Here is a 17,944-nt window from a genome sequence, read left to right as displayed (position 1 = left end):
GGAGGTCGGGTCCAATACGGCAACAACCGTGTCCAAGAAATCGTGAGCGGTACACTATTAGCATGCATCAGACATAGAGGACGGTCCAAACCACTCTTTTACGGCACATAGGAGGTTTCAAACAAGGAGGTGCTCTATGAGTGATCTACATCTCAAAGACGTAAAGGACGACCTCATTCATGAGCCAGGATGGGTGTACCTGTATGGCGCGCTTCTTATCGGGATCGTTGGATTTGCACTCTATTTCGGCGGTTTCATGAGATGAGTCGTGAGTAACTGATTGCCGCCACTGGAGTATGAAGAAGTGAGTGCCTACTGCCGGAACGGGAGTACGGGCCGGAGCCGTGTGCAAATGGCTCCGGCATCGGGGAAGTGTCAGTCAGCCCAGTGAGTGCTACGTATTTCCAACCTTTCCTGAATCGTATCCTTCAATTTAGCACGTTCTTGAGCATGTGAGAGATCGTTGCGTTCGACCGGCATGGTCTTTTCACCCCCGCTTCACGTATCGTACGTACTGATGTTCCGCTTACATCGGCACGATCTTCGTTTTCCCCCGGTCAATCAGGCCACTCCTGAAGGCCTGCTTGCCGTCGGCGGAGATCTCCGCCCTGAGCGGTTACTCGAAGCGTACCGGCACGGCATCTTCCCTTGGTACAACGAGGACGATCCCATTCTCTGGTGGTCACCGGACCCCCGGGCGGTGTTGTTTCCCAATAAGCTCCATGTCGCGCGCAGTCTGAAGAAAACACTTCGCTCGAATGTATTCACTGTCACGCTCGACACCTGCTTTCGACAGATCATGGAGCAATGTGCAGGACCGCGTCCCCAATATCCAGAAGGGGGAACCTGGATCACGGATGACATGCGAGACGCCTACACACGCCTGCACGAACTGGGCTATGCCCATTCCGTCGAATCCTGGCAGGAGGGTATCTTAGTCGGCGGACTCTACGGGATAGCCATCGGCGGGGCCTTCTTTGCCGAGTCCATGTTCACTAGAGTCGACGATGCATCCAAAGTGGCCCTCGTGAAGCTTGTCCAGCAACTCCAGGCTTGGAACTTCCGCCTCATCGATTGCCAACAGTCCTCTCCCCATGTCATGCGGTTCGGAGCGGAAGAGATTCTACGCTCCGATTTCATCAATCAGCTGATCGAGGCACTCAGAATTCCAGATCGACGGGGACGCTGGGTGTTCGACGAGGTGTCGGATGCGGGACGATCAGAGAGGTCTGGTTAACCAGACTAGCCGACCACATTTGACAGCCTTTTCTTCACTCGCTTATGATTTGTCTCAACAAGAAGGAGGCGGTCATATGAGTTTTACGATTACACCGAAAGAGCTGAAGGCTCGGATCGATAAAGGGGATCAACTGGTACTCTTGGATGTGCGTGAGCCCTGGGAGAATCAACTGGCGAGGCTCGATAACTCTGTGCTGATTCCACTCGGCACATTGCCTCAGTCACTGTCCAAATTGGATAGGGATACTGAGATTATCGCCTACTGTCACCACGGCATGCGTAGCGGTGACGCGACGGGATTCCTACTGCAACAGGGATTTTCCAATGTAAAGAATTTGATCGGTGGGATTGATGCCTGGTCGATCCAAGTGGACGGGAGTGTTCCCCGGTACTGATCCAACTCAGACCGCTGGCCGCCGAGCATCCGTTGTTCCAAGGAAAGTCGGACAGGGCTGAACCGTCGTTCCTGGTGTATCGGGTGACCGGTTATCGAGTCTTCCCTTGGAAGAACTCTACCGTCTGCTTCAGCCCCTCCGAGAGGTCCACCTTGGCCTCCCACCCAAGCTCCTGCTTGATCCTCGACGCGTCAACCACGCTTCGAATCTGCTCGCCAGTTTTGGCCGGCCCGTGAACTTCCTTGGCGCTCGAACCCGTCAACCCAGCCAACATGCGGAACAACTCGTTCACGGATGTTTCCGCCCCGGTTCCAACGTTATAGACTCCGTGCGCATCCTGCCCCATGGCGGCAAGATTGGCCTCAGCCACATCTTCGACGAACACAAAATCTCTGGTTTGGCGGCCATTGCCGTTAATAATGGGCTGCTCGCCGTTCAACAGTTTCTGAATGAAGATCGCCACCACACCCGCCTCGCCTTCCGGGTCCTGTCTCGGTCCGTAGACGTTGGCGTAGCGGAGGCTGACCACGGGAATCCCGCCGACTCGCTGAAAGTACGACAGGTAATGTTCGCCACAGAGCTTGCTGATGCCGTAGGGCGACAACGGATTAGTGGCATGTGATTCAGGGGCCGGAAAGATCTCTTGTTCACCATAGATTGCTCCACCGGACGAAGAGAACACCACCTTTCGGCAGCCGTACCGAACAGCATGGTGCAATACGTTCATGGTACCCAGCACATTGACCTGAGCATCAAATCCCGGATCTGCCACGGACTTAGGCACGCTGACCTGCGCCGCAAGATGAAGAACGATATTCGGCCGTTCGTTGCGAAAGATCCGTTCGAGGCGCCAGCTGTTAATGTCGGTTTTGTAGAGGCTTGCCGCGCGATTGACATTCTTGCGCTTTCCAGTCGCCAGATTGTCGACCACAATGACTTGATGCCCCTCCTCAATCAGTCGATCCACCACATGAGACCCGATAAACCCTGCACCACCCGTCACGAGTACTTTCATTGGCCCTCCCGAATGAACACTCCGCTCGTCCGACTCTCCTTACATATCATGAATTGGCGCATTGTACTCAAAGATTGCGAATATCTCCTGATTCCCCTTCTTCCCTTTGACGGCGGAGAGAACGGTTTTCAGAGTCTGCAACCCAAGTTCCCCGGCAAATCGTATCACTCGCTGGACGACCTCCACCCGCTGTCCCTCATCCCGTACGATCCCCCCCCGGCCAACCTGACCTTTGCCGACTTCAAACTGCGGCTTGATCAACGCCACGACCTGGCCCTGCGGTCGGAGAAACTGCATGATGGCCGGAAGGACTTTCGTCAACGAGATAAATGAGACATCGATAACAACCAGGTGAATCGGGTCCGAAACGGCGGAGCGCTCCATATGGCGAATGTTGGTTCGCTCAAGCAATACGACACGTGGATCATGTCGGAGCCGCCAATCGAATTGCCCGTAGCCCACATCAACGGCGTAGACCTTCGCCGCGCCTCGTTGGAGTAGACAGTCGGTGAACCCGCCCGTCGAACAGCCGACATCGAGACACGTCCATCCCTGTGGGTCGATCACGCCTGCGTTCAGTGCTGCATCGAGCTTCTCCCCACCTCGGCCGACAAACGGCTGGTCCCCTCCGGCAATCTCGAAGGAGGCATCGATTGGAATCAGCCTGGACGGTTTGTCGACCAGCACTCCGTCACTCTTGACCTTTCCGGCCAAAATCATTCGGGCAGCGGCGTCACGACTCTGTGCCAGCCCCTGAGCCGTCAACACCTGGTCACATCGATGTTTCTCGGGTCGCACTCGTGTCGCCATGCGCGCCAAAAAAAGAAGAAAAAGAACGGAGGGTCAGCGGAACAATTGACTAGGCGTCTTCAGCGGAACCGACGACATCAATATCATCCGAGGTGAACGCTCGCAGCTGCTTCTTCCCGTTCTTATCCTGAACGAGCACTTCGACCTTGCGTTCGGCCTCTTCCAATACTTTGAGGCAACTCTTTGACAGTCGAATGCCCTCCTCGAAAATCTTCAATGATTCATCGAGAGGCAGATCCCCTTTTTCTAACTCCCCCACGATGACTTCCAATCGAGCCATCGCCTGTTCAAATTTCACCCCAGCCACAACCTTCTCCCTTCAAGAACGATCATTATAGCGAAGCTCCCGTGCGATTTGAAACCGATGGGTTCGATGCCACGTCATTCACCGTACAACGAACCTGCCCATTGGTCAGACGGGCAACCACCTCGTCTCCAACCACCACCTGCCCGACATCTCGAATGATTTGATGCCTCGGCACCGTTTCAAGAATCGCATATCCCCGTTCCAGAATCGCAAGTGGACTCAACCCGTTCAACCTCCAGAGGGTACTACGTGTCAGTTGCATCTTCTGCGTCAGGACATGACCCATGGCTACGGTCAACCGTGACTGCAGTTGCGGGACGATCCCCAGATCTCGACGCACGTGGAAGACCGGATTATGCGCCATCAGCGCTTGTGTCCATGCCTGGATATCGACCATCGCACCCCTCAGCTTGACCTGTGTCGCCTCTCGCATACCCGCCACGGCCTCATCCACCCGCTGGGCTTCTTTAAGGATCCTTAGCCGAATGTGGCCCATTTGGGCCAGTGCGAGATCAAGGCGCTGATGCTGATCCAAGCACTGCGCGGTGATGGTTTGCCGAGCCCGCCCGATGAGCATCTCGAGCCGATCGGCAAGCTGCGTTAAGACGGGAACGACCAGTTCAGCAGCGGCCGAGGGTGTGGGAGCTCGGACATCTGCGGCAAAATCGGTCAGCGTCACATCCGTCTCATGTCCGACGGCTGATACGACGGGAACCACTGAGCCGGCAACCGCCCGTACGACGATTTCTTCATTGAAGCTCCAGAGATCTTCCAATGACCCACCACCCCGTCCGACAATCATGACATCGACAGTCCCTAGCTGGTTCAACGCTTCAATGGCGGCCACGATCTGTTCCGCCGACCCGTCGCCCTGCACTGAGACCGGCACGAGGATAATACGCACTATGGGACATCGACGGTGCAAGACCGCCACCATGTCTCGAACCGCTGCCCCTGTCGCTGAGGTCACAAGGCCAACTGTCCGTGGAAAGGCCGGAAGTGATCGTTTGCGGGTGGCATCGAAGAGTCCCTCATCTTCCAGGCGGCGCTTTAGTTGCTCAAAGGCCAACTGAAGGGCACCCAGTCCCCTCGGCTCAACATGGTCCAAAATGAGCTGATATTCCCCCCGCGGTTCATAGACCGAGAGTCGCCCACGGACAATGACGTGGAGGCCGTCCTCCAAGCCAAACCGCAATCGCAGGGCGGTTGATCGAAAGATCACCGCACGAACCTGGCTCGTCTGATCCTTAAGGGTACAATACAGATGCCCAGACCCTGGCGCGCGTAAATTGGAGATCTCCCCTTCGAGCCACACCTCCGAAAAGGAGGTCTCGAGAGAGGCTCGTACCCTAGCTGTCAGTTCTGAGACAGTAAGCACCTGTCTCGATGGTACATCGAGAGGGAAAAGGGAGGAAGGCAGCTTGGTCTGTGTGAGTCCTCTTCTCATGAAGCGCGCGAGGCACACGGAATTGCAATGGAGCAGCTATGTGTGCGTGAGAGGGTGATTGACGTTTCGCTCAATCGATGTGGCGAATGCGTTCGAACGCCACGGCCTTGCCTAAGCGCGCATCTAGCTCAAGCAAGACGGCACAAAACACCGAAGGTCCCGAGGCAACCTCAAATCGCTTGGGCATACCGGTCAAGAACTTCTCAATGGCAAGTTCCTTTTTGACCCCGATGACCGAATGAAGCGGGCCCGTCATTCCGATATCCGTGATATAGGCGGTCCCTTTCGGAAGGATCTGTTCATCGGCCGTTTGCACATGGGTATGGGTTCCGACGACGGCCGTCACCTCTCCATCCAAAAAATGCCCCATTGCCATTTTTTCAGACGACGCTTCCGCATGCATGTCGACGATGATGGCGGAGGTTTCCCGTTTCAATCTCGACACCTCACGCTTAGCCGTCTGGAAGGGACAATCAATCGTCGGCATGTACACCCGGCCCATCACCTGGAGGACAGCCAAGCGCTCTCCCCCCGCAGTCTCAATGACAACACTGCCACTTCCAGGCACCCCGGGCGGATAGTTCGCCGGGCGCAACAAGCGAGGCTCTCGAGAAAAATAGTCGACGGCCTCCTTTTTATCCCATGCATGGTTGCCGGTCGTGACGACGGAGACGCCTGTGTCAAAAAGCTCCTCGGCTAACTCCGGCGTGATACCGAAGCCTCCGGCCGCATTCTCCCCATTGGCGATAACCGCATCGATCTGACGCTGAGCCACCAGACGAGGCACCGTTCGCGCAAGCGCTCGACGGCCCGGCTCTCCCATGACGTCGCCGATACATAACACCTTCATTTGGCGTATTCCACGTACCGGCTTTCCCGAATAACCGTCACCTTGATTTGGCCCGGATAGGTCAACTCCTGTTCGATCTTTTTGGCCAATTCGCGTGAAAGCTGGAACGACTCGGCATCCGTAATGTCTTCCTGCCGAACGATGACTCGAATTTCACGCCCCGCTTGGATGGCATACGCTTTCTGGACCCCTTTGTGCCCGGTTGCGAGCGACTCCAGCTTCTCTAACCGCTTCACATAGGACTCAAGTGCCTCGCGCCTCGCTCCAGGACGAGCGGCCGACAGGGCCTCGGCCGCGGCCACCAATACGCTCTCCGGACAAATCGGCTCTACTTGCTCGTGGTGGGCCGCAATGGCATTGACGATCTTCGCCGATTCTCCGTATTTCTTGGCAATCTCCGCCCCCAACATGGCATGCGGCCCCTCCTCTTCATGACTGACGGCTTTGCCGATATCATGGAGGAGCGCCCCCCGTCGAGCCAACTTGACATCGAGACCCAACTCCGACGCCATGATGCCACAGATGTAGGACGCTTCGCGGGCGTGATAGAGATTGTTCTGGCCGTAACTCGTTCGATATTTCAGACGACCCAAGACTTTAATCAATTCCGGGTTGAAATCGGAGAGGCCCAGTTCAAAGATGATCTTCTCAGCCTCCTCATACATCAACTTGTCGATGTCAACCTTGACCTTTTCAACGATCTCCTCGATACGCGTGGGGTGAATGCGCCCATCGTGCATCAGACGCTCTAGAGATACTTTTGCAATCTCCCGTCGCAAAGGATCGAATCCCGAAATAATCACAGCCTCAGGCGTTTCATCAATGATAAGGTCAATACCTGTCGCCGCTTCCAACGCACGGATATTGCGCCCTTCACGACCAATGATCCGCCCCTTCATCGCATCATTCGGAATCGGGACGACTGAAATCGTCGACTCCGAGACATAGTCACGAACAACGCGTTGAATCGATGAAGTAATGATTTCCCGCGCCTCTCGTTCGGCATTCTCACGAGCCTCTTCAATGGTCCGCTTGGCGATTCCCACTGCATCCAATCTTGCCTGCGACTCCATCTCGACAATCAATTGTTTTTTGGCTTCTTCGGCCGTCATGCCCGCGACACGCTCCAGGGCTTCCCGGTGTTCACGCTCAGCTTTTGCGCAAGCAGCCTCTTTCGCCGCCAAGCCTTCCTCCCGTTTTGCGAAATCCTGTTCGCGCCTCCGGGCTTCGCTTTCGCGCTTTTCAACGGCCGTCAATTTTCCATCCAACACACCTTCTCGCTGGATGAGCCGTTTTTCCACCCCAGACAGTTCACCTAGCTTCGCCTTTTGTTCTTGCTCGAACTCGGACTTTGCCTTAAACGCAAGATCTTTGGCCTCAAATCTGGCTTCCTTGAGGACATTCTCCGCCTCTCGCTGAGCATTCTGGACAACCTGCTTCGCGAGTTCTTCCGCCTCAGCCTGTTTCGCACCCGACACACGGCGTCGCAGTAGCTCAAATACCCCAGCCCCAATCACGGCACCCACGATCAGAGACAGCACGATGGATACAACAGTTTCAGTAGAAATGGGAGTCACCCCCTTCTTAAATTTCGCCAAGCCGGATCCGCTTGGACCAAGCCAGGCGCACCATGACACATCACGGACAGCGGACACGATTCGGATATGTGCGGTGATGATGAAGGAAGAGCTTTAGAAGACTGGAAATCGCTTCACTTGGAAGCACAGGCGTTCATCAGGATACAACTTCCGCACCTGCCGGGTTCTGCCGCTTGCCTCGCACTCCTCAGTCATCGACACGAGGCCGTGGACAATAGAGCAACGGATGCTGGATCATCCCCCTGTCCGGCCGGCATCTGCCATGATCGTGGTGCACCTTGAGCACCTTCGCGTCCCAAGACGAACTGACATGGTTGACTCCCCACGATCTGCAAATTGCGCACCCCTTGAACAAACACTTCGTATCCCTTCAGAACAACCGTACCTGTGGTTTTCTTGACACGTATTTCCAAGTCATTCAACGGTTCAATGCTGTGCCCTTCCTACTCCACCGCCATTCACTTATCTACACGATAACAAAGGGACTCTTTGAAAGCAAGGCGAATCACCGCTATCGGAAGAGCGACGAGGGCATTTGCTCCTCGATCGATTCCATTAAGTTCACCATCCGCCGTTCAACATCAGCCTCCCCCTGAACCCGTTTCTTCTCGGATTCGAAGAGTTGATGGGCAAGATTAATCGCGGTGAGCACCGCCAGTTTTGAGGGCGTCGTGGTCTTCATTCCCTCCGCGAGGTGTTTCATATGGTCGTCGACAAAATGCGCCAACCGACGGACATACGCATCATCGCTATCGCCGGTGATGGCATACCGGTGGCCATAAATTTCCACATCGATAGTTTTAGTCAATGGCCACCTCCTTTGGATCCTCGATACACTCGAGCAGCTCGATCTCGCTCATGACTTTTTCGATTCGCGTCTTGATATCAGTTCGCTCCATTTCCCATCTGCGATTCATGTCATCCTGCTGGTCCAACCGCTGGCGAGCCGTCTTGAGTTCCTCCTCCAAGAGTCCGTTCTTTCGTTTGAGCTCCTGAACGAGCTTGACCAGGTCACGAATTCGCGTTTCGAGCGCATCCATTCGATCCAGCGACATAATCATCCCCTCTTGGTTAGGACCACAATAGATTGTGGCGCACTATAAAAATTTCACAAGATCCTGTCAAGAAACGGTTTTGGGGGCACCGAATAAGCGCAGATACTCTTTGTAACTGCGGAGCACCCGTTTGACGTATTGCCGCGTCTCCTGGTACTGAATCAACTCCACGAACTCATCCTCACTTCGACCGCGATACGTTGTCGCCCAGGTCCCCACGACGACCGGACCGGCGTTGTACGCTGCGATCGCTTGCACGACATTGCCGGAGAACTGTGCCAGGAGTTGTTCCACATACCGCACACCGATCCGAATGTTGACTTCTTGGTCGAAGAGATCCTCTCGGGACACGTTCGGCAGATGATGCTGCTGCGCAACGGCAGTCGCCGTGGTCGGCATTACTTGCATCAAGCCGATGGCACCGACACGGGATACTGCCTTCCAATCATACTGGCTTTCCTCTCGGATAATTGCGGCAACCAGAAAGGGATCAACCCCGTTGGTCGCCGACATTTTAATCGTCGGGATCAATCCGGTTGGATAGGCGACGTTCCACAAACCGTCGGCGATCGTTCCCCCGGTTCGCTCCAGCTTCTCCCGGAATCGCGATCGCACGAGACGTAACGCATGATGGTACGCACCGACTTCATTCAGCATGATGGATAATGCGGCCAACACCTCGGGATCTCGACTATACCGATCCGTCAAGGCGCTCAATTCTCTCGCGGCATCCTGCTCTCGGCCAAGCAGTCTCAGTTCAACTGCTCGCCGGAAGGCCGACTGCTGTTCAATTTGCGTCCGATTCGTAACCTGGCTCTCCTGAGTCGGTGCGTGAACGGGCTCAGAAACAGGCTGAACGGCTGACACAGCCGGCTCCTGTTCCGGTCGTGAGAGAATCGGCATGCTCCCCTGCTCCCGCGCCATCTGACAATAGTAGGTGTACGGGAACCGTTGACAGAGTTGCACAAACAGATCCTTCGCCTTGGCATCCCCAAGCTGCCCGTGGGCGCGAGCGATCCAGTAGAGCGCTTGAGGTTCAATATCGCTGTCTTTTTGGTCGACAATCTGCTGCCACACACGGATCGCTTCCCGTTGGCGATCCGTTCGATACAGCAACCACCCTTCCCGCCATTGTGCCTCGGTCCGTTGAGAAGCAGGGTCACCCATCTTAGCCACATGTCGATATCGTTCCGCTGCTTCGTCGAAACGGGATTGATCCTCCAGCCAGATTCCAGCGAACAGATTGATCTGTCCCTTCTGCTCCGGAGTCAAGGTCCGCCTGGAGAGCGTGCGACACAAATCCAACAGCTTTTCTCCCGCCCCCTGGCGGAGATAGACTCGCGCCAACCAAACCGTCGCCTCATCCCCCCGAGGCCCTTGATCGTCAGTCAGTGCGAAGAATGTGTCGCGCGCCTGGTCGTAGGTCTTGAGCCGAACCTGTGCAATCCCCAATTTGAGTTTGGCATCCTGGCGTTGTGGAGAAGAAGGATCCAGAGTCATGAACTTTTTGAGCTCATCAATCGCTTCCGAATGGAGAGACTGTGCTAGAAACGCCTGGGCCCGCTCATAATGCAGGTCGGGAGAGGCACTCCATGACCCACCTCCGCCGTTGTTCGCCAACAGTGCCTCCGCCTCCTTTGCTTCCTTCGTTTGCGGAAACTTCACCCAGAGTTGCTTCAGCGTGTCTCGAGCTTCGGTCACCTGATTTTCTCGAAGATAGCACGAGGCCAATCGCAGCCATGCCTGCGCAATCTGAGGGTCTTTATCATTTCCACTCACCGCCTTCAGGGACCAAGCAATCGCCTCCGGACAACTGGCCGCTCGGTACCAGGCTTCCCCGGCGCGGAGCGCGACTACGTTGAGCAAGTTGGAATCAGGAACCGCTTGCGACACTCCTTCGAACATCGCCGCAGCCTCCTTGACCTCCCCCAGGCGCAAGTGAACCTCTCCGATCCAGAATCGGATGTAATCGTCGAGAACCGGAAAGTCTTGTTGTGCAGCTCGAAGATAGGGCAGTGCAGCCGCAGGGTTACGATCAGCCAGAATCACGCCGGAGAGCAAGCCGGCCCGCTTCGCCCAGAGTGATGCCGCCCCCCCCTCCATGACCTTACGGAGACGCTCGAGTTTCAGCGCGACAACTTGGTCCTTCGTCAAGGCATTCCCTAGTCGTTCCCTCGGCCAGACCGCCGCCAGAAAACATTCCTCGGGAGATGCACAGCTCTCAGTATTCGGTTGGTCCAGCGCGATGACTTGCGCAGTGTACGCGTCATGCGTAGGCACGAATATACCGAACAGCGTCACACAGATGCCGACAACCGCCGATACATTACGGTTTCTCATATGTTGTCCATCAAGATCCAACCGGTCCCATTATATACAGCACCACGCACAATGGAAAAAGAATTGCGGGTCGGTGAGCGACCCGAATCATATGCGGAGTGACATGCGCTATGATAGGCTGCTCATCCAGCACAGGAACCATATGGCCAATCCATCGCTTTCGCACCTGAACACAACGGTTCATCTTTTGGCTCTCACCGAACTTCAGATGGCCCGGTTTGTCCGCACGCACCGCTGGCCCTCGTATCGAACCACACAAATTCTGCGCTGGATCTATCAACGACGTCTTCGAACAATCATGGACATGACCGATCTCCCGATGCAGGATCGGGTCGCACTCTCGCAATCGGCCGCCATCGGGCGTTCGGAGAAGGTGACCGTGCTCCGCTCTCAAGATGGAACACGTAAGGTGCTCTTGACGCTCGAAGACGGAATGACGGTCGAATCCGTCTTGATCCCGGACGACACCAGGCTGACCCTCTGTGTATCGACCCAGGTGGGGTGCATGTTGGACTGTGGGTTTTGCCTCACCGGGCAGATGGGGCTGAAACGCAACCTCAAGCTCAATGAAATTATCGATCAAGTTCTGACCGCGCAAGACCTTCTGATGTCCGAGGAACACATCACGAATCTCGTATTCATGGGAATGGGAGAACCTCTCGCCAATGTGGAGGCACTCAAAGCCGCCGTGGCCGCCTTCACGAACAAACCCTGGGGCCTGGGATGGTCGCGGAGACGCATTACGGTCTCGACGGCGGGTCTGGCATCCCGCCTCTCGGAAATCGCCGCGATAGGTGTGAATCTCGCCGTTTCTCTGAATGCCACCACGGAGGAACAACGCCGAGACCTGATGCCTGCTGCCAGTAACATCGCGTCCCTGAAATCGCTCCTGGCTGCTTGTCGACGGTACCCACTTGCGCCTCACCAACGGTTGACGTTCGAATACGTTCTCCTGGCCGGTGTCAACGATCTTCCAGCCGATGCTCGACGCTTAGTGCAGTTGCTGAAATCCTTGCGCTGCAAGGTCAATCTGATCCCGTTCAATGAGTTTCCTGGAAGTCGATTTCATCGTCCGCCCGACAAAGACGTGGTTCGTTTTCAATCCGATCTCCGTAAGGCAGGACTCGATGTGTATGTCCGTAGAAGCCGAGGGCGCGACGTCTATGGGGCCTGCGGACAACTTGGTGAGGTCTCCGGCAACCAACCTCCCGTTACCTTGACAGCTATCGAAACCCGTTGTTAGCATACCGTATTCAACGTCCATTATGATCAGGCCGATTACTACACGCACTTGGTTTGCCTACCTGGCAGGGATGCTTCTGATCCTGGGCGATCACTCCATCTCCAGGGGAGCCGACCCCAACGAATACATCCTCTCCAACGGCATGAAGGTGCTGCTGATCGAAGTGCCGAAAGCCCCGGTGGCCACGGTCCAAGTCTGGTACAAGGTAGGCTCCCGCAATGAAGTCATGGGTCGTGCGGGACTCTCACATATGCTCGAGCACATGATGTTCAAAGGGACGGCCAGGTATCCCAAAGGCTCTTTTTCCCGTATCATCCGGAAGAATGGTGGGATTGATAACGCCTTTACGGGACAGGATTTCACTGCCTATTTTGAAAATGTGGCGGCTGACCGCGTCGGACTCGCCTTGGAACTAGAGGCCGACCGGATGCAAGGATTGCTGCTCGATCACGGCGAGTTCCAGACTGAGCGTGACGTCGTGAAAGAGGAGCGCCGTTTGAGATCCGAGGACGACCCACAAGGCGCCTTAGTGGAGGCTTTGTTTGCTCAGGTCTTCATGAGCCATCCCTATCATTGGCCGGTGATCGGCTGGTTTGCAGATCTCGACGCGATGGCGATCGAGGATTTACAGCGCCACTACGACACCTTTTATTCGCCCAACAATGCCACGTTGATCGTGGTGGGCGACATCAAGGCCGACGCACTCCTTCCCATAATCAAACGGCTGTTTGAGCCGATTCCCCGAGGCCCATCGCCGAAACAAACTCTGCCGCCCGAGCCGGAACAGCGCGGCGAACGCCGGTTTCTCCTCAAGCGGGAAGCACAGGTCCCGTTCGTGATGATGGGATTTCGTATCCCAAATTATTCGAGCGAGGACAGCTACGCCCTGGACCTCCTTGAGTCGATCCTCTCGCATGGGAAGAGTTCCCGTCTCTACCAGAGTCTCGTCTATGACCAGAAAATGGCGCTCGCAGTTGGTGCAGACTACAGCTTACTGCAAACCGATCCCGGCCTATTCTATTTTTATGCACTAGTCAATCCTGGGGCAAAGATAGAGCCTGTGGAGGAAGCCCTCCAACGTGAGGTCGCACGTCTTCAGAATGAGCCCCCATCGGAGCTGGAGCTACAACGAGCCAAAAACCAGGTCGAAGCGTCGCGCGTATTTGAACAAGACTCGAATTTTCGTCATGCCATGCTCATGGGACAGGCGGAGACCGTCGGCGCAGGGTGGCGACGAGTCAATCAGTTCGTTGAGCGTATCCGTACGGTCACTGCCCATGACATTCAACGTGTCGCGAAGCAGTATTTGACCCCTGACAATCGAACCACCGGGATTCTCATCCCCTTACCCTCAAAACCACCCGAATCGGCTCCCTCAGCAACCCATGATGGAAAATCCTAGGACGCCATGACTCACAACGCATGCCCCGCGGAGCACTCTCATTCGAGCTCCCGACTCGCTCGAGTGCGTTCACATCTCCAGCCGATGTACTGGGCTTTCTGTGTCGCATTCTCGATGAGTGTTCCCCCGGGAGCAACTGCCGCGGATATTGCGCCTGTCAAGTTTACCGCGCCGAATGGGATGACCGTCGTCGTGTTGGAACAGCATTTCCTTCCTATCGTGGAACTCCATGCACTCATCAAAGCCGGCTCGTCGCAGGACCCTCCGGAAAAGGCAGGTATTGCGAATCTTGTTGCCAGCCTGCTCGATGAGGGCACCACATCGCGATCGTCCAAGCAACTCGCCGAACAGATCGACTTTGTCGGGGGATCACTGGGCGCGCAAGCCAGCGAAGATTTCACGACCGCATCGGCCCGTATCCTGAGAAAGGATATCGAGCTGGGGTTTACACTTCTTGCCGATATCCTTCAACACCCGGCCTTCCCCAAACAGGAATTTGAACGGGTTCGATCACAGATCCTTGGTGAAATCGCGAGCGACAACGATGACCCCGGTCATGTGGCTATGAAAGCCTTCAACCAGCTGGTCTATCAAACGCACCCCTATCGCTGGCCGGTACAGGGAACCGAGGAGACGCTCAACAAGATCAGCTTGTCCGATATCCAGAGCTTCTACGCCAGGGAATACCTCCCGAACCAGGTCATCCTAACCATCGTCGGTGACGTGACGGTCGAACAAGCGACATCGCTCGTTCAGGTACATTTTGGGTCTTGGAAGAAAGGCCTAGCCCCACCCCGGCCGGTCAGAAAACCACCCAGTGTCGACAAAAAGACCGTCCAATTCATCGAAAAAGACTTAACTCAGTCTACTATTGTATTGGGTCATTCTGGAATCAGCCGAACAAACTCGGATTTCTATGCGGTCACCGTTATGAACCATGTCCTCGGAGCCGGTGGATTCTCGTCGAGGCTGATGGATTCCATTCGTGACAAGCAGGGCCTTGCCTACGGCATCACGAGCCACTATGACGCGAGAGCCATGCCGGGATCGTTCTGGATCAACCTCCAGACCCGAACTGAGACCACCAACCAGGCCATCAGCAGCGTCTTGGCCGAAATGAAGGCGATCCGTGAAGCACCGGTGACCGACCAGGAACTCGCCGAGGCAAAGTCGTTTCTGATGGGAAGTTTTCCATTGCGAATGGACTCAACCGCGAAGCTGGCGCAAGTCTTAGGTCAGGTAGAATTTTTTGGGCTTGGATTCGACTACTTCAGCCAATACCCCAAATGGATTGACCGAGTGACGAAAGACGACGTGCAGCGCGTGGCCAAACAATACCTCAACCCTCAGCTTTACGCCCTTGTAGTGGTGGGGAACATTACCAAAGCGAAAGTCCGTCACTAGCCGGGCGCGTGAACATCATCGTGATCCGTTGCGCGATGTTAGGAACGAAATACCCATGCAAGCCACTGTTCCCCAAGAGAAACTTCTTCGACTCCGAACCTTGCTCACAGAATTGGGTTCTGTGGTTGTCGCCTATTCCGGTGGAATCGACAGCACCTTCGTGTTGAAAGTTGCGCATGAGCAACTTGGGGACAAGGCGATCGGCATCACGGCCGTCTCGCCGACATTCCCCTTACTGGAACTGGAAGCAGCGAAGCGAGTCGCTCAAGAAATCGGCGCCCGGCATGAAACAGTGCAGACGGATCAATTGGCCATTGACGATTTTGTCAAGAATGATGCCAGCCGGTGCTTTCACTGCAAAACCGATTTATATCAGCTGCTTGGTAATTTCCGACAATCAGCGAGCGCCGCATATGTCGTGGATGGCACCAATCTGGACGACCTAGGTGATGATCGCCCCGGTATGAAGGCAGCACGAGAATGGGGTGTCCGCAGCCCGTTGGTCGAAGTTGAACTGTCTAAAAGCGAGATCCGCATCCTGGCCAAGGAACTCGGGCTTTCGAACTGGGATAAACCTGCCGCAGCCTGCCTGTCGTCACGAATCCCACGTGGAATGCCCATTACACTGGAAAAACTGAGCCGAGTCGAAGAAGCCGAAGCCATGCTTCAAGGTGAGGGGCTCCGTCATTTTCGAGTCAGAAACCATGGCGACATTGCTAGAATTGAAGTGGCCCCCAGCGACCTCCCCTGGCTTATTGAGCCCGCTCGGTGCACACGAATCACTGCACGACTCAAAGAACTTGGATTTCAGTTTGTGACGGTAGATCTGGATGGGTATCGCCCAGGGGGAGTCAGCCTGAGCTGACACCCCCTGACAATCACGATGGAAATAGATTAGCGCTGTTGTGATCGAGAGAGAGCTTCAAGCGCTTCGTCGGCGAACTTCCGTTGATCAGCTTCTGTCAAACTCCGCTGCACAACCTTTTCCGCGACCATCAGTGCCAATTCCGTGGTCTGGGTACGGATGTCCTGAAGGGCCTTGCGCCGTTCTTGCTCAATCTCCCTTGTGGTATCGCCTTTAATCCGCTCGGCGTCAGCGGTCAACCGTTGCTCGTTTTCATCAAGTAGCCGCTGCGCTCGTTCTTTTGCCGCCGCAAGAATGGCCTCCGCTTCCCTACCGGCTGCACTGAGCTTCGCCTCATAGTCCTTCAGCCGACTCTCGGCCTCTGATCGATGACGCTCGGCCTGATCAAGGCTGTCCTTAATTTTCTTTTCTCGCTCCTCAAGAACACTGAGGATACCCGGGAATGCGTACTTATACAGGATGAACAATAAAATACCGAATGACACGACTTCCCAGAAAATCAGAGACGAGAAAAAGTGCGATTCAAACTGTGGCATACACGCGTTCGTGAAACGTTACACGTGAAACGTCGGACGAGAATGATCCCTCGATAAACGATTAACGAGTAACGGTTAACGCTCCCTAGTTATTTACGGAATCCCATGATGATAAAGGCAATGACCAAGCCGTACAACGCAATGGCTTCCACCAACGCGAACCCGATCCACATGTACTTCGTGACGCGTGCTTCCGCCTCGGGCTGACGTGCCACGACCTCGATCATCTTTCCAAAGATAAACCCGATACCGACACCCGCACCGGCAAACCCTGCCGCCGCACATCCCATACCGATCAACCCTGCTGCTGCTGAATCCATTATGTCTTACTCCTCTCTTGTCTAAACTGGCATGCGCTAATGCGCGTGCTCATCATGGCCATGTAAATGAAATGCGTCGCCCAGATAGACGCATGTCAAGATACTGAAAATGTACGCTTGAATGAAGGCGATACCAAATTCCAACCCATAGATCGCAACCGTAAACGCAAAGGGCAACCATCCGACTAGTAGGCCGCCGCCGATCGTGAGGCTAAACAAGACCGCGAGCATCACATGCCCCGCCGTCATGTTGGCAAATAACCGAACCGCCAGCGAAACCGGTCTTGCCACTTGGCTGATGATCTCAATGGGAATCATCAGAGGAACTAACCAACCAGGCGTTCCAGGCGGAACCAGGATGCCGAGGAACTTTGCGCCATGCAACATGAACCCGATGACCAGGCTCAGTCCATAGACCACGAACGAGAAGACGGCCGTCACGATAATCTGGCTCGTCACCGTATAGCTGCCTGGAATCAAGCCAATCAGATTACTGAAGAGAATGAACACGAAGAGAGTGGCGACCAGAGGAAAGAATCGCATCCCCTCCTTCCCCATCGTGTCCAAGATCATGCTGCGAATGAAATCCACCATCATCTCTGCCAGGCTCTGCAACTTACCCGGGACCAACTTCCTTGCAGACCCTGCCATTACCATGAGCACCGCCGCGACCAGCACGACGATCCACATAAAAACAACGGCCTTATTGATGGAAATATCCAACCCGCCCAGCGAAATGGGAATCCAGTTCTGAAGCTCGAATTGATGAAGGGGGCTTTCTTCCACGATGTTCTCGTCTATCCTTATTGGGTTTGAGTTATGGAATCTTCAGCCTGCAATGCTACGTCTTCGGCCACCGTTGAATCGATCGATACGCATTTCTCATCCCTGCCACGATCCCCATCAGAAGCCCTATAATCATGCTCCATGGTGTCGAGTCAAACACATACGTATCACAGACCCACCCCAATGCTCCTCCCACAATCAAGGCCGCAAGCAGATCAGTTGCGATCCTGATCGCTTGGCCGAGCCCCGCATATAAGGGATCTTGTGGAGGGGCCATCCTGAAACCCATGGGAGGCGGAGCACGCAGTCACAACTCTGCCATTGATGGGCGT

General features: G+C 55.1%; 20 protein-coding genes. 7 read left to right on the top strand and 13 right to left on the bottom strand.

Annotated elements, in window-relative coordinates; genetic code table 11:
• The first annotated feature begins 136 nt into the window (after positions 1–136).
• From ACMTNU_RS12695 to ACMTNU_RS12685, 3 genes are all read left to right on the top strand, one after another.
• Complete coding sequence (locus ACMTNU_RS12695; RefSeq protein WP_413935623.1) at positions 137–265, top strand: hypothetical protein; 129 nt, start codon at positions 137–139, stop codon at positions 263–265.
• A gap of 252 nt (positions 266–517) precedes the next feature.
• The gene (gene aat / locus ACMTNU_RS12690; protein WP_413935622.1) at positions 518–1,237 is read left to right on the top strand and encodes a leucyl/phenylalanyl-tRNA--protein transferase; all 720 of its coding nucleotides are present in this window, start codon (positions 518–520) and stop codon (positions 1,235–1,237) included.
• A gap of 76 nt (positions 1,238–1,313) precedes the next feature.
• Entirely contained in the window at positions 1,314–1,634 is a 321-nt protein-coding gene (locus tag ACMTNU_RS12685; protein ID WP_086424613.1) for a rhodanese-like domain-containing protein, read from the top strand.
• Positions 1,635–1,725: 91 nt separating this feature from the next.
• Here ACMTNU_RS12685 and ACMTNU_RS12680 read toward each other — a convergent pair whose 3' ends face one another.
• The 9 genes from ACMTNU_RS12680 to ACMTNU_RS12640 all read right to left on the bottom strand — a co-directional run bounded on the left by ACMTNU_RS12680 (position 1,726) and on the right by ACMTNU_RS12640 (position 11,056).
• Positions 1,726–2,649 carry an SDR family oxidoreductase gene (locus ACMTNU_RS12680; protein WP_413935621.1) on the bottom strand — a complete coding sequence of 308 codons (924 nt, stop codon included), beginning with the start codon at positions 2,647–2,649 and terminating at the stop codon, positions 1,726–1,728.
• 39 nt (positions 2,650–2,688) lie between these two features.
• On the bottom strand, positions 2,689–3,459 hold the full coding sequence (locus ACMTNU_RS12675) for a TlyA family RNA methyltransferase (RefSeq protein WP_413935620.1): 771 nt from the start codon (positions 3,457–3,459) through the stop codon (positions 2,689–2,691).
• A 49-nt stretch (positions 3,460–3,508) separates the two neighbouring features.
• Entirely contained in the window at positions 3,509–3,766 is a 258-nt protein-coding gene (xseB, locus tag ACMTNU_RS12670; RefSeq protein ID WP_413935619.1) for an exodeoxyribonuclease VII small subunit, read from the bottom strand.
• A 25-nt stretch (positions 3,767–3,791) separates the two neighbouring features.
• Positions 3,792–5,213 (bottom strand): exodeoxyribonuclease VII large subunit, encoded by a 1,422-nt coding sequence (xseA, locus tag ACMTNU_RS12665; RefSeq protein ID WP_413935618.1) that lies wholly within the window; start codon positions 5,211–5,213, stop codon positions 3,792–3,794.
• A gap of 70 nt (positions 5,214–5,283) precedes the next feature.
• Entirely contained in the window at positions 5,284–6,063 is a 780-nt protein-coding gene (locus tag ACMTNU_RS12660; protein ID WP_413935617.1) for a TIGR00282 family metallophosphoesterase, read from the bottom strand.
• Positions 6,060–7,631: a ribonuclease Y gene (gene rny / locus ACMTNU_RS12655; RefSeq protein ID WP_413935625.1), complete on the bottom strand. Its 1,572-nt coding sequence runs from the start codon at positions 7,629–7,631 to the stop codon at positions 6,060–6,062. Before rny ends, ACMTNU_RS12660 begins: the two co-directional genes overlap by 4 nt.
• A gap of 541 nt (positions 7,632–8,172) precedes the next feature.
• Positions 8,173–8,469 (bottom strand): cell division protein ZapA, encoded by a 297-nt coding sequence (locus tag ACMTNU_RS12650; protein ID WP_413935616.1) that lies wholly within the window; start codon positions 8,467–8,469, stop codon positions 8,173–8,175.
• Positions 8,462–8,716: a hypothetical protein gene (locus ACMTNU_RS12645; RefSeq protein ID WP_413935615.1), complete on the bottom strand. Its 255-nt coding sequence runs from the start codon at positions 8,714–8,716 to the stop codon at positions 8,462–8,464. The genes ACMTNU_RS12650 and ACMTNU_RS12645 overlap by 8 nt, the downstream gene beginning before the upstream one ends.
• A gap of 66 nt (positions 8,717–8,782) precedes the next feature.
• On the bottom strand, positions 8,783–11,056 hold the full coding sequence (locus tag ACMTNU_RS12640; RefSeq protein ID WP_413935614.1) for a transglycosylase SLT domain-containing protein: 2,274 nt from the start codon (positions 11,054–11,056) through the stop codon (positions 8,783–8,785).
• A 142-nt stretch (positions 11,057–11,198) separates the two neighbouring features.
• On the opposite strand from ACMTNU_RS12640, the gene rlmN reads away from it, so the two are divergent.
• The 4 genes from rlmN (at position 11,199) to larE (ending at position 15,970) form a co-directional block, all read left to right on the top strand.
• Complete coding sequence (gene rlmN, locus ACMTNU_RS12635) at positions 11,199–12,299, top strand: 23S rRNA (adenine(2503)-C(2))-methyltransferase RlmN (protein ID WP_413935613.1); 1,101 nt, start codon at positions 11,199–11,201, stop codon at positions 12,297–12,299.
• 22 nt (positions 12,300–12,321) lie between these two features.
• The gene (locus ACMTNU_RS12630) at positions 12,322–13,701 is read left to right on the top strand and encodes a M16 family metallopeptidase (protein ID WP_413935612.1); all 1,380 of its coding nucleotides are present in this window, start codon (positions 12,322–12,324) and stop codon (positions 13,699–13,701) included.
• 114 nt (positions 13,702–13,815) lie between these two features.
• The gene (locus ACMTNU_RS12625; RefSeq protein WP_413935611.1) at positions 13,816–15,105 is read left to right on the top strand and encodes a M16 family metallopeptidase; all 1,290 of its coding nucleotides are present in this window, start codon (positions 13,816–13,818) and stop codon (positions 15,103–15,105) included.
• Positions 15,106–15,160: 55 nt separating this feature from the next.
• Complete coding sequence (gene larE / locus ACMTNU_RS12620; protein WP_413935610.1) at positions 15,161–15,970, top strand: ATP-dependent sacrificial sulfur transferase LarE; 810 nt, start codon at positions 15,161–15,163, stop codon at positions 15,968–15,970.
• Positions 15,971–15,999: 29 nt separating this feature from the next.
• Here larE and atpF read toward each other — a convergent pair whose 3' ends face one another.
• The 4 genes from atpF to ACMTNU_RS12600 all read right to left on the bottom strand — a co-directional run bounded on the left by atpF (position 16,000) and on the right by ACMTNU_RS12600 (position 17,889).
• Positions 16,000–16,506 carry a F0F1 ATP synthase subunit B gene (atpF, locus tag ACMTNU_RS12615; RefSeq protein ID WP_413935609.1) on the bottom strand — a complete coding sequence of 169 codons (507 nt, stop codon included), beginning with the start codon at positions 16,504–16,506 and terminating at the stop codon, positions 16,000–16,002.
• Between the two features lie 89 nt (positions 16,507–16,595).
• Positions 16,596–16,826 carry an ATP synthase F0 subunit C gene (gene atpE, locus ACMTNU_RS12610; protein WP_086424598.1) on the bottom strand — a complete coding sequence of 77 codons (231 nt, stop codon included), beginning with the start codon at positions 16,824–16,826 and terminating at the stop codon, positions 16,596–16,598.
• Positions 16,827–16,862: 36 nt separating this feature from the next.
• Entirely contained in the window at positions 16,863–17,612 is a 750-nt protein-coding gene (locus ACMTNU_RS12605) for a F0F1 ATP synthase subunit A (protein WP_413935608.1), read from the bottom strand.
• A gap of 55 nt (positions 17,613–17,667) precedes the next feature.
• On the bottom strand, positions 17,668–17,889 hold the full coding sequence (locus tag ACMTNU_RS12600) for an AtpZ/AtpI family protein (RefSeq protein ID WP_413935607.1): 222 nt from the start codon (positions 17,887–17,889) through the stop codon (positions 17,668–17,670).
• Positions 17,890–17,944: the final 55 nt, after the last annotated feature.

It is taken from the genome of Nitrospira sp. BLG_1, assembly GCF_047338595.1.
In the GTDB taxonomy this organism is placed as follows: Bacteria; Nitrospirota; Nitrospiria; order Nitrospirales; family Nitrospiraceae; genus Nitrospira_D.
This window is presented reverse-complemented; position numbering and strand designations above follow the sequence as displayed.